13 protein-coding genes are annotated in these 13,630 nt (G+C 64.1%); 10 read left to right on the forward strand and 3 right to left on the reverse strand.

Annotation, left to right across the window (positions count from 1 at the left end):
• The 8 genes from priA to GSQ79_RS17005 all read left to right on the forward strand — a co-directional run.
• Positions 1–1,680 (forward strand): primosomal protein N' (gene priA, locus GSQ79_RS16970; RefSeq protein ID WP_158809849.1); only part of this gene is annotated, 1,680 nt, incomplete at its 5' end.
• Between the two features lie 272 nt (positions 1,681–1,952).
• The gene (locus GSQ79_RS16975; RefSeq protein ID WP_158809850.1) at positions 1,953–2,225 is read left to right on the forward strand and encodes a phosphopantetheine-binding protein; all 273 of its coding nucleotides are present in this window, start codon (positions 1,953–1,955) and stop codon (positions 2,223–2,225) included.
• Positions 2,226–3,449, forward strand: coding sequence for a beta-ketoacyl synthase (locus GSQ79_RS16980; RefSeq protein ID WP_158809851.1), 1,224 nt, complete (start codon positions 2,226–2,228; stop codon positions 3,447–3,449).
• Positions 3,446–3,835: a hypothetical protein gene (locus GSQ79_RS16985; protein ID WP_158809852.1), complete on the forward strand. Its 390-nt coding sequence runs from the start codon at positions 3,446–3,448 to the stop codon at positions 3,833–3,835. Before GSQ79_RS16980 ends, GSQ79_RS16985 begins: the two co-directional genes overlap by 4 nt.
• Positions 3,832–4,248, forward strand: a complete 417-nt coding sequence (locus GSQ79_RS16990) for a MaoC family dehydratase (protein ID WP_246725392.1) — start codon at positions 3,832–3,834, stop codon at positions 4,246–4,248. The genes GSQ79_RS16985 and GSQ79_RS16990 overlap by 4 nt, the downstream gene beginning before the upstream one ends.
• The gene (locus GSQ79_RS16995) at positions 4,245–5,045 is read left to right on the forward strand and encodes an SDR family oxidoreductase (RefSeq protein WP_158809853.1); all 801 of its coding nucleotides are present in this window, start codon (positions 4,245–4,247) and stop codon (positions 5,043–5,045) included. Before GSQ79_RS16990 ends, GSQ79_RS16995 begins: the two co-directional genes overlap by 4 nt.
• 146 nt (positions 5,046–5,191) lie before the next feature.
• The gene (locus GSQ79_RS17000) at positions 5,192–6,493 is read left to right on the forward strand and encodes a glycosyltransferase family 2 protein (RefSeq protein ID WP_368669950.1); all 1,302 of its coding nucleotides are present in this window, start codon (positions 5,192–5,194) and stop codon (positions 6,491–6,493) included.
• Between the two features lie 125 nt (positions 6,494–6,618).
• Entirely contained in the window at positions 6,619–6,960 is a 342-nt protein-coding gene (locus GSQ79_RS17005; protein WP_210253120.1) for a hypothetical protein, read from the forward strand.
• Between the two features lie 85 nt (positions 6,961–7,045).
• On the opposite strand, the gene GSQ79_RS17010 is transcribed toward GSQ79_RS17005, so the two are convergent.
• The 3 genes from GSQ79_RS17010 to GSQ79_RS17020 are packed head-to-tail and all read right to left on the reverse strand — an operon-like array spanning position 7,046 to position 10,582.
• Entirely contained in the window at positions 7,046–8,065 is a 1,020-nt protein-coding gene (locus GSQ79_RS17010; RefSeq protein WP_158809855.1) for a fatty acid desaturase, read from the reverse strand.
• A gap of 25 nt (positions 8,066–8,090) precedes the next feature.
• Positions 8,091–9,230: a hypothetical protein gene (locus GSQ79_RS17015; protein WP_246725393.1), complete on the reverse strand. Its 1,140-nt coding sequence runs from the start codon at positions 9,228–9,230 to the stop codon at positions 8,091–8,093.
• 20 nt (positions 9,231–9,250) lie between these two features.
• On the reverse strand, positions 9,251–10,582 hold the full coding sequence (locus GSQ79_RS17020) for an aminotransferase class I/II-fold pyridoxal phosphate-dependent enzyme (RefSeq protein ID WP_158809856.1): 1,332 nt from the start codon (positions 10,580–10,582) through the stop codon (positions 9,251–9,253).
• 377 nt (positions 10,583–10,959) lie between these two features.
• On the opposite strand from GSQ79_RS17020, the gene GSQ79_RS17025 reads away from it, so the two are divergent.
• The gene (locus GSQ79_RS17025; RefSeq protein WP_158809857.1) at positions 10,960–11,982 is read left to right on the forward strand and encodes an FUSC family protein; all 1,023 of its coding nucleotides are present in this window, start codon (positions 10,960–10,962) and stop codon (positions 11,980–11,982) included.
• Between the two features lie 113 nt (positions 11,983–12,095).
• Positions 12,096–13,628, forward strand: coding sequence for a trehalose-6-phosphate synthase (locus tag GSQ79_RS17030; protein WP_158809858.1), 1,533 nt, complete (start codon positions 12,096–12,098; stop codon positions 13,626–13,628).
• Positions 13,629–13,630: the final 2 nt, after the last annotated feature.

A 13,630-nucleotide genomic window follows, 5' to 3' on the forward strand; every position in this document is an offset into this window, starting at 1 on the left:
GATCCCGATTTCGCCGCGCCGGACCTGTCCCCGACCCAGGCCGAGGCCGCCGACGCGCTCAAACAGAGTGTCGAGGCCAAAATATTTGGCGTGACGCTGCTGCAGGGGGTTACCGGGTCGGGCAAGACCGAGGTCTATTTCGAGGCCGTCGCGGCGGCCCTGCGCGCCGGCCGCCAGGCGCTGATCCTGCTGCCGGAAATCGCCTTGACCGGACAATTTCTCGACCGCTTCGCCGCGCGGTTCGGCACACGCCCGGCCGAATGGCATTCATCGGTCGGCGCCAAGCGGCGCCATGCGATCTGGCATGCGCTGGCGATGGGCGAGGTCCAGGTCGTCGCCGGTGCGCGGTCTGCCCTGTTCCTGCCATTCAAGGATCTTGCCCTGATCATCGTGGATGAGGAGCACGAGGCCGCCTACAAGCAGGAGGACGGCGTCACCTACAACGCCCGCGACATGGCGGTCGTTCGCGGCCAGATCGAGGGGGCGGCCGTCGTGCTGGCCTCGGCGACGCCGTCGATCGAGACGCAGGTCAACACGCGCAACAGCCGCTATGCCCACCTTGAGCTGCCCGCACGGTTCGGCGATCGACCGATGCCCGTCATCACCGCGCTCGACCTGCGTCGGAACGCGCCGCCCCGCGGCCGCTGGATCGCGCCGCCGCTCGAGCGCGCGATAACCGAGACGGTTGCACGGGGCGAACAGGCGCTTCTCTTTCTCAATCGGCGGGGCTATGCGCCGCTGACCCTGTGCCGCAGCTGCGGCCACCGTTTTCAATGCCCGGACTGTACGGCGTGGCTGGTCGAGCACCGCTTTCGCCACGCCCTCGTCTGCCACCATTGCGGTCATCAGGAACGCCGACCCGACGTCTGTCCGATCTGCGAAGCCTCCCATGCGCTGGTGCCGTGCGGGCCGGGGATCGAGCGGTTGGCCGAGGAGGTGGCAGAGCGGTTTCCCGAGATGCGCAGCATCGTCCTCTCCTCCGATTTCATGGGCGGGACCGAGAGGCTGCGCACCGAACTCGACACGGTCGCCGAGGGCGGCTGCGACATCGTCATCGGCACCCAGCTCGTGGCCAAGGGACACAATTTCCCGATGCTGACGCTGGTCGGCGTCATCGATGCCGATATCGGTCTTTCGACCGGGGATCCGCGGGCCGCCGAGCGGACGTTTCAGCTCCTGCAGCAGGTCACCGGGCGCGCCGGGCGATTCGAACGGCCGGGCCGGGCGATTCTCCAGACCTACCAGCCGGATCATCCCGTCGTCCGCGCGCTGCTGTCGGGCGATGCGGAGCGCTTCTACGCCGAAGAAACATCGCAGCGCCAGCGCGCGACGCTGCCGCCGTTCGGACGCCTTGCCGCAGTCATCGTATCCGGGCCGGACTTTGCCGGCACCCAGGCCTATGCCCGGTCTCTCGCGCAGGCCGCCTACCTCATGCCGAGTTCGGAGCGCTGGACCCTTGCCACGGCAGGCGGGCTGCCGGGATCCGAAGACCTGGTCGTTCTCGGCCCGGCCGAAGCGCCGATCTCGGTCATCGCCGGGCGCCACCGTTTCCGCCTCCTGATCCGTTCGCCGCGCCGCGCCGATCTTCAAGGATTCCTGCGCGCGCTCATCCAACACGTGGCACCCCCCAGAGGCGGCGTCCGGGTGGCTTTCGACGTCGATCCGCAGACCTTTCTGTGAACACCGGCGCTCGCGACGAATGCCCCATGGGGCTTCCATCGTCTTGGCTCTTTATTTCATGGAAGGATTGGACTACGGAGGGGCGGTGGATGCGCGTGGTTCTGGCCGCGCCGCCATGGCCTGTGGGGCGGTGACCGAATGGCTCCGAGACCAGGCCGGCGACGCGCGGGATACCCCGCTTGATGTCGTGTATTTGACTTCGACCTCTCGTGCGTGGGCCATAAGCTTCGCCGAAGAGCGTCAGGATCCGTAGTCGACGTGTGGAGTGATCGGTGGAAACGAAGGATATCGACCAGGCCGAGCTCGTCAGTAAGATTATCGACGTCATTGTCGCCGAAGGCATGGTCGATCGCGAAAAGGTCACGATGGACGCGACGATCGAGAGTCTCGATCTGAAGTCGATCGATATCGTGATGATCCTGACGGCGATCGAGGACAAGTTCGACGTCTACATCCCTATGGATGGCCCCTTCCATGACGCCAAGGATGTGAAGAGTCTCATCGACGCGATCGCGGCCTACATCATCAAAGAAAAGACGGCCTGAATGGCATCATCTGCACGGGTCGTCGTCACCGGCATGGGGGCTGTGTCCTCCGCCGGTGTCGGCGCTGAGCTCCTATGGGCTGCCGCGCGCGATGGCCGTCCCTGCATCTTCCCGCCGGTCTTTCCGCACCCTTATCGCGGCCGCATCAAGATCGCGGCGCAGGTGCAGGATTTCGATCCGACGCTCTACCTCGACAAGACCACGCTGGCGTTCTGCGACCCTGTTTCGCAATACCTGCTGGTCGCCGCCGATGAAGCGATGGCGCAGGCCGGCTTCGATCGGACGACGCGTCTGGGAACCCGCGCCGCGGCCATCATCGGCACCGGCATCGGTGGCATGAAGACGATCGAGATCGGCATCCACGGCAACCTGATGGACAACGCGCGTCCCGATCCGCTGTCGATTCCGAAGTTGATCCCGAGTGCCTGTCCGTCGATGCTGTCGATGCGCTACGGCGTTCAGGGTCCGAGCTTTGCCGTCGCCAGCGCCTGCTCTTCGGCCACGCAGGCCATCGGTCTCGGCATGCAGATGATCCGCGCCGGGATGGTCGACATCGCGATCGTCGGCGGCACCGAGGACTGCATCGTCAATAACGCAATGCTCGCGTGGGAATCCCTCCGCGTCATGACGCCGGATTTCTGTCGCCCCTTCTCCAAAGGCCGCAACGGCATGGTTCTCGGCGCCGGCGCCGGCGTCTTCATCCTCGAATCCGAAGTCCACGCCCGGGCGCGCGGCGCCAAGTCGGTCGGCACGCTGGTCGGCTACGGGACGTCGAGCGACGCCAAGGACCCTGTGCGACCGGATTCCGAGGGTGCGGCAGCTTCGATGAAAGCGGCCCTGCTCGACGCCGATCTGCCGCCCGACGCGATCGATTATGTCAACGCGCATGGCACGGCGACCATCGTCAACGACGTCTCTGAGTCTGCCGCACTGGGTCTCGTGTTCGGCAACCGGCTTCCGGATCTTCCGATTTCGTCCACCAAGCCGATCCACGGCCACGCCCTGGGTGCCGGTGGCGCGCTCGAGCTGATCGTGACGTTTGGCGCGATCCGCGATCAGGTCGCGCCGCCGACCATCAACTGGCGCGAGCCGGACGAAAAATGCCCGGTCGATCCGATCCCGAACGAGGCGCGCCCGATGACGATCAAGACGGCGATGAGCAACTCTTTTGCTTTCGGCGGCATCAATGCGGTGCTGATCGCCCAGGCGCCGGACGCCGCGTGAGCGGGAGCACGGCCCTCGGTCGCTTCGCGGTCGTCGGCACGATCGCCGAGGCCGATGCCTTCTGCCGGGCGACCGGCGTCGCGCCTGCCGCGACACTGCCCCTGACCTATCCCATGCGTTGGCTCGCCTTGCCGGACATCCGTGCCGGGCTTCTGGATCTGGCGTCGGGGGCCGAGGCCGTGCTTGTGCACGAGTCACAAAGCTTCGCTTACACGCATCCGCTTTTCGTGGACCAGCTTTACACGCTGACGGTTTTTGCGCGGCGGGAAGCGGCGCCTGACCGGGTGATCCTTGATGGCGTGGTCACAGACGCCGCGGGCGTCGAACAGCTGCGGATTGAAACGATCTTGCGGCTGATCGCGGCGCCGACGGAGCTGGCAGCGTGAGCCCGGACGTCGCGGCATCCTCCGAGCTGGCAGCCGGCCATGTCATTCCGCCGCGCCGCTTCGGCCCTTTCTCGGCCAAAATGGTGGCGGCTTACGCCGAGGCTTCGGGTGACGACAACCCCTTGCACAGCGACGCGTCGCTCGCCGCCCGCGCCGGGCTGGCGCGCCCGCCGATCCACGGCATGCTGATCATGGGTTGCTTCGAACCCTATCTCCACGCCTGGCGCCCCGCCGCCTCGATCGTCAAGCTGTCGGGCAAATTCATCCGGCCCGTCCTCGTCGGCGACAGTATCGAAGTGTCGGGCAAGGTGGTGCAGGCGGCAGCTGGCGTCCCGGCGGTGCTGCGGCTGATGGTGCGCGGCGACGACGGCCGCGATCTCGTCTGTCTCGCCGAAGCCTTCGTCGAGCCGTGATCGCGCGCTCGATCCTCATCACGGGCGCTTCGAGCGGCATCGGCCGTGCGCTGGCGCTGGCCTATGCCGCCCCCGGCGTCCGACTCGCCCTGCTTGGCCGCGACGCAAGCCGGCTTGCCGCGGTCGCGGAAGCGGCGCGTGCCAAAGGTGCCGTTGTCGAGGCTGGAACGGTCGACGTCCGCGACCGCCTGGCAATGGCGTCCTGGATCGAGGCAGCCGACATTTTCCAGCCCTTCGATCTGGCCATCGCCAACGCCGGCATCACCACAGGTCTCGCGCCCGGCGCGTTGACGGAAGACCCGGAGGCCGTGCGCGCGATCCTCGCCACCAACCTGGTCGGTGTCCTCAACACGGCCGAGCCGCTCATCGCGCCGATGTGCGCGCGTGGCACTGGGCAGCTCGCCTTCGTCGGATCGCTCGCCGGCCTGCATGGCCTGCCCTACTCGCCGGCCTATTGCGTCACCAAGGCGGGCGTCCATGCCTATGCCGAGTCGCTTCGCGGTCGGCTGGAGCCGCAGGGCGTGCTGGTCAGCCTCATCATCGCCGGCTTCGTCAAGACGCCGCTCAACGACTCGATCGATGCGATGAAACCCGGCGAGATCACCGACGCGGAGGCGGCCGCGCTGATCAAGCGGGGACTCAGCAAGGGTAAGGCGACGATCGCGTTTCCCTGGTTCCTTTATGTACTGACGCGCCTGGGCCGACTGCTCCCGGCGCGGGTCTACGACCGGATCATGGCCGGTGTGACGGTAACAGTGCCCGGGACGCAAGAGCGCATCGGACCTGAGAATATTTAGGCAGGTCACCTATCGGCATCGGCCCTGGATTATTCACTCAAGCTCTGGCTTGAGATGCGCTAAAAGACGTTCCAACCGGCCCGCGAGCGCGTATCGTCCGAGCTTGGCGCTGGCGCCGAACCTATTCTGAGGATATCTCCTTGATCGTGCATAGGCTTCTCCTCGGCTTTTTCGAGACGTGCCTTTACGTCTCGTCGATCGGCCTGATCGCCGTGGGGAGCGGCTTTCTCGCCTTAATCGGGATCAAGGTCTACGATCTCCTCGGGCCGCCGCACTGGCGCAATCACCTGCCGCGGGCCTTTCTGCCGGAACTCGATCTACCGGACGTTCTCGTGCAGATTCCGCTGTTCAACGAGAACGAGGTGGCGCTCGGGGCCATCCAATCCGCCGTGGCGCTCAACTGGCCGCGCGACAAGCTGCACATCCAGATGCTGGACGACTCCACCGACGACACGCCAATCCTGATCGCCGGGGTGGTCGCGGATCTGGCGGCGCGCGGTGTGAAGATCATCCATGTGCGGCGCGAGGATCGCACCGGCTTCAAGGCCGGTGCGCTCGAAGCAGGGCTCCGGATCAGCAATGCGCCGCTGATCGCCCTGCTCGATATCGACTTTCGTCCGCCGCCACACTGGCTTCGCGACGTGGTGCCGATCCTCATCGCCGATCCCGACGCCGGCTTCGTGCAGTCGCGCTGCGAGTTTGCGAATTATCGCACCAACTGGCTGACGCGGGTCCAGGGCATGATGCTCGACGCCCATTTTGTCGTCGAACAGGCGGGACGGTTCCGCGGCGGCTGGCTTTTTCAGTTCAATGGCACGGGCGGGGTGTGGCGGCGGACGGCGATCGCCGAAGCCGGCGGCTGGTCGGCGGATTCCATCTCCGAGGATCTGGATCTCACCGTTCGCGTGGCGCTGGCCGGCTGGCACGGACTGTTCGTCATGGAGCCGGCAATTCCCGGCCTGGTGCCCGAGCGTATCGACCATTGGCGCGTCCAGCAACGGCGCTGGTCGACCGGTTTCGTTCAGGTGGCGCGCAAGCTGCTCGGCAAGATCTGGTCGGTGCCCTGGTCGCTCGGGTTCAAACTGTCGGCAAGCTTTCTGATCTTCGTGCAGGCCTTCTATCCCTGCGCGGCCATCGCCAGCGTTTCCCTCGTCGCCTGCATCCTGCTGCGGACCGGGAACGCGATGCCTTACGTTCCGCTGCTGAGCCTGATCGGTGTGCTGATCGTGATCATCGCCGTCGGACTGACCCTCGTCCCCTACGTGACGCTGAAGCGCGGGCCGTTGTGGCGCTATATCGCCACGGTCCTTCTCGTGCCGCCAGCGATGGTGTTCATCAGCCTGTCGAATGCCCCCGCAATCGTGAAGACGATGTTTGGCGCAAACGAGAGTTTTAAGCGTACACCGAAATCGGCGAAAGCTGTCGGCGAGTCCTCGGGGCGCGACTAAAAAGTCGTCTAATGTAAAGGCCGTAGGCATATGAACCGATGTTCATGTGTTTTTGCTTGGCTGGTCTTCCGCAACCAATCGTCCTCGCCGACATTGCCAGCACATATTCTCACGAAGGAAAACTCATGCAGATGAAGAATGTCGTTCTCGCCGGTGTTGCCGCGCTGGCTCTTGGCGCCGGCTCGGTCGCGCTTCCGTCTTTGGCTGATGCGCAGGGCCACGGTGGCGGTCATGGTGGCGGTGGCCACGGTGGTGGCGGTCACTTCGGCGGCGGCGGCCACTTCGGTGGGGGTGGTCGCGGGTTCGGTGGCCGCGGCTATGGCGGTCGCGGGTACGGTGGCTACGGTCGCGGCTATGGCTATGGCTACGGCCGCGGCTATTATGGATGCGGTCCGCTCCGCGCGGCGGTCGGCGGCTGCGGCTACGGGTATGGCTATCCCGGCTATGGCTACGGATACGGCTACTAAGCACCACACTCTTAGTCAGAGCTCATAAACCAAAAAAGGCGGGCCTCATCGGCCCGCCTTTTTCATGTTGCGAACGATCGCGCGATCAGCTCGGACCCATCGTCGAGGGGCTGCGGTCGACGCGTTGATAGAGCGTATAGCGCTTGTCGAAAATGAACGTCAGCCACAGCTTGGTCCACGAGGAATGCGACTTCAGCGTCTCGTAATATTCCGGCGCGATCTTCTTCAGCTCCGGCAGGCGGCGCCACGGAATGTCCGGAAAGTCGTGATGCTCGTTGTGGTAGCCGATGTTGAGCGCGAAGAAGTTCAGCGGGCCGTAATAGTCGAAGGTTTCCTGCTCGGGATCGAGCGTGAAATGCTCCTGGATCCAGCGGGCGCCAAGTGGATGAAGCCCGACCGAAAACCAGAACGACAGGAACAGATAGAGCAGCCCGTTGACGCCGCAGAAGTAGAGGATCGCGGCGTCGAAAAGGAAGACCGCGGCGCCGTTGTAGATCGTCCAGCGGTTGCGCATCGGCACCGTGCCCTTGAGCCGCTCGAGGCGGGTCAGTTGGAACAGGGCGAAGAAGAACAGCCAGCCGGCCTTGCCGTACCAGCGGTTGCCGACGAGGTCAGCTTCCCAGCGGCTCGGCAGATCGGCGTCGTAGTCGTAATCGCCGAGATGCGAGTGATGCTTCACGTGGTAGCAACGGAAGCCCATCGCCGTCGGCAGCGTGTTGGGGAGATCCGCCAGTACGATCAGCATCTTGTTCAAGAGAACGTTCTTGAACACGAGGTTGTGCGTACCATCATGGATGACGACGAACATCGCATGGTTGGCGAAGGCGCCGATCGTCCAGGCGGCGATCAGCGCCAGCCACCAGTAGCCGATGCCAAGATGACCGAGTCCCCAGGCCAGGGCGACTTGACCCGCCACCACGCCGACGGTGATGACCGCCGTCCACCGGTCCTTGCCGATCAACGCCTTGACGTCGGGATGCGCCTTGATGATCGCGGCGCGGCGGATCGGGTGCGGGCGTCTCAGGTCGGCCGGGAAGAACGAACGGCGGAACGGCGTGTCAGCTGCGGCACCCTTGCCCCGACCGTAGTCAAGCACGTGAGTCATTAGGCTAGTCCCTTCCTGAGCGGTTTCAGGCGCTCAAATGCTTTTCATACACGCGATGGATCTTGTCGACCTGCGCGCCGGAAAACTCGATCGGCCGCCGCATGCCGGCATTGTCTTCGAGGACCCAGCCGAATTCGACGTGGTCGATCGAGGAGCTGCGGCTGCGGCGACGCAGTTCTTCGATGAAAGCCAGGATCACGACACCACCGACGGCCTTGCGATGCAAGGCGCGACGGATGCCGAAAAGCGCGAGCCGCCCCGACTTGAACGCATGATTGCGGACCCTTGAAACGACCTTCGGCAGCCCGAAGGGAAGCAAGGTGCCGTGGAAATCCGCGAGGATTTCGTGGAGGTTCGGCAGCACGATGCCGAACGCCTGGGGGACACCGTCGAGCTCGACCATGAACCCGCCGTTGTCCGGCATGACGTATTTCAGGCCGTCGGCGACCGAAAGAAACTCTTCCAGCGTAAAGGGGACGAAGCCCCAGTTCTCGGCCCAGCCATCGTTGAAGATGTCGACGATGATCGGCGCTTCGCTTTTCAGGTTCTTCAGGTCGAGTGTGCGGATTTTGAGGCGCTGCGCCCATTCCGGACGCGCCATGATCGAGCCTTTGACCTCGCGATCCGAGGCGCGCACGTCGTAGCGATAGGAGTAGAGGTCGCGGGCCTTGCTGTAGCCGGCCGCTTCCACCAGATCCGGCAGATAGGGCGGGTTCCACGGCACGAAGATCATCGGGAGAGCGGTGAAGCCGTCGATCAGCATGCCGCTTTCCGCGTTGACCGATGGCGAGAACGGCCCGACGATCGAATCCGCGCCTTTCGCCTTCAGCCACTCCTCGGCCGCGCTCAGCAAGGCGGTGACGACCTCTTCGTCATCGATCGCGTCGAGGCAGCCGAACTGCGCCGGCGAGGTGCCGACAGGCTTCCAGCCGTCCTTGTAGATCTGCGCGAGAATGCGTCCGACCCATCGGCCGTCCTTCTTGGCGATGAAGGCCTGCGAGTCGACCAGCTTGAAATGCGGATTGAGTCTGCTCGAGAACGCGGTCCAGCGTTCCGCGTCGAGCGGCGCGGCAAAGCCATCCATGCCTTTGTAAATCTGCCTGGGAATCCGGCAGAACGTCATGAACTTGCCGATGCCGGCAACGGGAACGATCTCGATGCTCACGGCTGGGCCCCCGACGCCCGTCAGGACGCCGCGCCCAGCTGTTCGTGAACCGATCCCAGGAGACCTGGCGCAAGGTCCAATTCGGCAAGTTCGACTTCGGCACGGCCGGCGTCGGCCAAAGCTTCATCGATCAGCGCGACTTCGCTTTCGTCCACGACGATCTCGGTCGCCTGGATTTCCGCGAGGAGCGCGATCACGCCCTTGATGTCGGCGTCGGTGTGCGTCGCGGACAGGAAGAAGCGGAGGCGTGGCTGATCCTTCGGCACGCCGACCTGTATGATCGGCGGCACGTAGTAGCCGTTCGCCAGCAGATGCTGCGACGCGTAAAGGGTCGCTAGGCTGTCAGGGAAGAGGATCGGCACGACGCCGCGGCCGATCGCCGGCCCGGTTCCCAGCCCGGCCTCGCGCGCGAGCTCGACGAACAACTCACTGTTGTGCCGAAGCTTTTCGATCCGCCACGTCTCGCTCTGGCTGAGCCGCAGGGCGGCGAGCGCCGCGGCGCTGATGACCGGCGACAGGCCGACCGAGTAGACGAAACCAGGCAACGTGTGGCGCATCCACTGGATGATCGAGGATTTGGCGCAGATGAAGCCGCCGCAGGAGGCGAAGGACTTCGACAGCGTGCCGATGATGAGGTCGATGTCGTTGGGATCGACGCCGGTGTATTCGCAAAGACCGCGGCCCTCCTTGCCGAGGACGCCGATCGAATGGGCTTCGTCGAGCAGCAGCCAAGTGGCATGCTTCTTCTTCAGGGCGACAAGCCGCGGCAGGTCGACGATGTCGCCGTCCATGCTGAACAGGCTTTCGGAGACGATCAGTGCCGTCTTGTACTGCGCGCGTCGCTCGGTCAGCAGTTGGTCGAGGTGATCGAGATCGTTGTGGCGGAAGAAGATTGTCTCGGCGGGCGAGCTCTTGCAGCCGCTGACGATGCTGTTGTGGGACAGCTCGTCGAGGAAGATGGCGTCGCGGGACCCCATGATGTGGGAAATGACGGTCACGTTGGTGAGATAGCCGCTGACCAGGGTCATGACTTCTTCGACGCCGATGAAGTCGGCCAGCGCCTTCTCGAGATCGCAGTGGCTCGACCGCTCGCCGCCGACGAGGCGGGACGCCAGGGCGCCGATGCCGATCTTGTCGATCGCTTCATGGGCCGCAGCCTTTACCTCGACGTGGTTCGACAGGCCGAGGTAGTCGTAATTGGCGAAGCTGACGAAGCGGGCGCCACGCGCCTCGGCCTCGGCCCGCGCCTTGTCGACGGGAACGAAGAAGGGGTTGTGTTGCTCGAGATAGGCTTTGCCGGCGAGGCGGAAGCGTTTGGTGGCGTAGTCCGCCAGGCTTTTCGATTTTTGCACGTTACCCCGTACTCTTGTTCGAGCGACTTAGACCATCAGGCGAGGAGTCGCGAAACTCTTCAAAGGTCCAAGCTCAGTCCGTGAGATCTTGGGGCGGTATCCGCCCTGCCGACCGTGACAAATGTCGCGGTAAGACCGTGGATCGTTGGCTGCCATAACACTCCGCAAATGCACGGCAAAATCCCGAATGACGTCAACGCGCCGCGACGCTCGCATCATCCGTAAAAAAATGATGAATATGAAGGATTTGCAAATACTTACCGGAATATTCAATTCGCATTACAAAGCGTAACGAGAAGACCCTCAACCCGGTGTGACGGACGCCCGCGTTACGATAATCAGATTAGGTCCTGCGGGCAGCAGGTCTCGGAGGTCCCGTGAGTTCACGCCTTGGCATCCTGGTCGGCGAGGTCGGTGCGGTGCGCCGTGGTCCGGTCCCCACCGCCGGCATGGTCAGAAACGGCTGCGCCATCGGCGCCGGTTTCCTCACCTTCGTTCTGCTCGGCCAACTCGAGGCGGCGGTGATCTGTGCGGTCTTCACGAACTTCCTGTGCCTCACCGACCGGGCGCATTCGCTGGCATCCCGCCTGTGGGTTCAGGGCATCGGGGCGCTTCTCTGCATGGCCCTGGGCGGCATTGGCAGCCTCGTTGCCGGCAATGATCCCCTGATCCTCGTCACGACATTCGCTTTCGCCCTCTTTGCCGGTTTCGTGCATGGCACGTTGCCGGGCGTCGAGGCGATCCCGCGCTACGCCCTCATCACCTTCGTCGCGGCGGCCTACCTGCCGGTCGGCAATGGCGGCGCGCTGGCTGCCGTCCTCATCGCCACCGCCTTTTCGTTCACCGCCGTGCGCATCGACGACTACATTCGCCATGGGGCCCGCGGCATCCGCATCGCACGGATCAACGCCACGGTCCGCTATCCCGGACCCCGCTTCAGCCTCACCTACGGCGTTGCCGCCGTCTGCGGTCTCGGCATCGGCCTCCTTTGGGGACAGGCCCGCCCCTACTGGGTCACGATCACGACGCTTTTGGTGATGCAGCCGGATCGTCGGGCCAACACGGTGCGGGTGCTGCAGCGCTTCGGCGGCACCATCCTCGGTGTCATCGCCGCATTCCTGATCAATCAGGCGGTTCCGTCCGCCGTGCGTCCCGGCACGCTGCTCATGCTTGCCATCGTTCTGCCGTTCCTTTGGCCGCTTGGCTTCGAGCGCAACTACGGCTTCGGCGTCGCGCTGCTTTCGGCCTGGGTTTTGATCCTCATCAACTTCGCGCTGCCGCAAGGCGAGATGGTCGTACCCGTGTTTCTCGCTCGGCTGTCCGACACCGCGATCGGGTGTGCGGTAGCTCTCGCAGGCAGTTTTGTGGTTTATGAGAGCGCCGCGGCAGGCCGCGCGTAGCGAGCCAAGCCTGGCAGGACCTATGCAAGGGGGTATCGCGGCCACATCGTGCAACGATCTCCCCTGCCGCTGCGTTGAAGACGAAACGGCGACCAAAAGGCGGCATCCGGTACATGGTACAGTTCGAGATTCTGAAGAAGTCGTCTGATGCTGATCGGACGCAATCTAAAGGACGCCTCGTAGTTGTCTCTAATCGTGTCCCTGTTCCGACCGCCGCTGGCTCCCCTCCGCCCGGCGGCCTAGCGACGGCGCTTGGAGCCGCTCTCGAGACCCATGGCGGGCTTTGGTTCGGGTGGTCCGGAAAGATCTGCGCCGAAAACGATCCGCCGCTGCAAGAGCGCACCGTCGGCAATGTCGATTACGCTGTGACCGATCTCTCGCGCCGCGATCACGACGAATATTATCACGGGTTTGCAAACAGCGCGCTTTGGCCCGTGTGTCACTACCGGCTTGATCTCGCCGATCTGTCGCGCCGCAATGCCAACGGGTATTTCCGCGTCAACGAGCAGTTCGCCCGTCGCCTCGCCCGCATGCTTCGGTCCGACGACGATATTTGGGTGCATGATTACCATTTCATCCCGATGGCGGCGTTTCTCCGCGACCTCGGGTTTACGAACCCGCTCGGGTTCTTCCTCCATATCCCGTTCCCGCCGTCCGACATCGCTGCCGCCATACCGAATTACGACCGGATCCTGCGCAGTCTCGCCGCTTACGACCTCGTCGGGTTTCAGACGCCGATCGACGCGGAGAACTTCAAGGGCTGCTTGGTTCGGGCCGGCGTCGGAACGATTTTGGACGGCGATTGGGTCCAGGCCTACGGCCGCAAATTCCGGGTTGCCGCCTTCCCGATCAGCATCGAGACCAAGGCATTCGCTCAAGAGGCGCGGCTGGCTGAGAAGAACATCATCGTCAAGCGGACTCGCCAGAGCCTCGAGGGCCACCCGCTGGTCATCGGCGTCGACCGGCTCGACTATTCGAAGGGCATCAAGCAGCGCATCGATTCGTTCGCGACCTTCGTCGAAAAATCGCACGCCGCCGCCAAATCGCGCGTCACCATGCTGCAGATCACGCCCAAATCGCGCTCCGAGGTCTCGGAATATGCGCAGATGCAGCGCCAGGTGGCGGAGCATGTCGGCCACGTCAACGGCAAGCTCGGCGACGTCGACTGGACGCCGGTTCGCTATATCAACAAGGCGATGAGCCGCGCTGCTCTCGCAGGTCTCTACCGTATGGCGCGCGTCGGGCTTGTGACCCCGCTGCGCGATGGCATGAACCTCGTCGCCAAGGAATATGTAGCGGCGCAATCACCCGAAGACCCCGGCGTGCTGGTTCTGTCCCGCTTTGCCGGCGCGGCGTTCGAGCTCGAGAGCGCCCTAATCGTCAATCCCTACGATATCGAGGAAACCGCCGCTGCGATCAGCCAGGCCTACGAGATGCCGCTGCGCGAGCGGCGCGACCGCTGGGAAGCGATGATGTCGGTCCTGGAGACCAACGATGTCGATGCTTGGTGTCGGCGATTCCTGCTCGACCTTTCCGGCGAGTCGGCGGATATTAAGATCCCTGACAAGCCGGAAGTAGCTGCGATGAGTGAAGACGAAGCCTGGCGTTCCACCAAGCCTGCACTCTGGACGACCATCGGCCGCTGAGC

Origin of the sequence: Beijerinckia sp. L45 (assembly GCF_009765775.1) — a bacterium.
Classification (GTDB): Bacteria; Pseudomonadota; Alphaproteobacteria; order Rhizobiales; family Beijerinckiaceae; genus RH-AL1.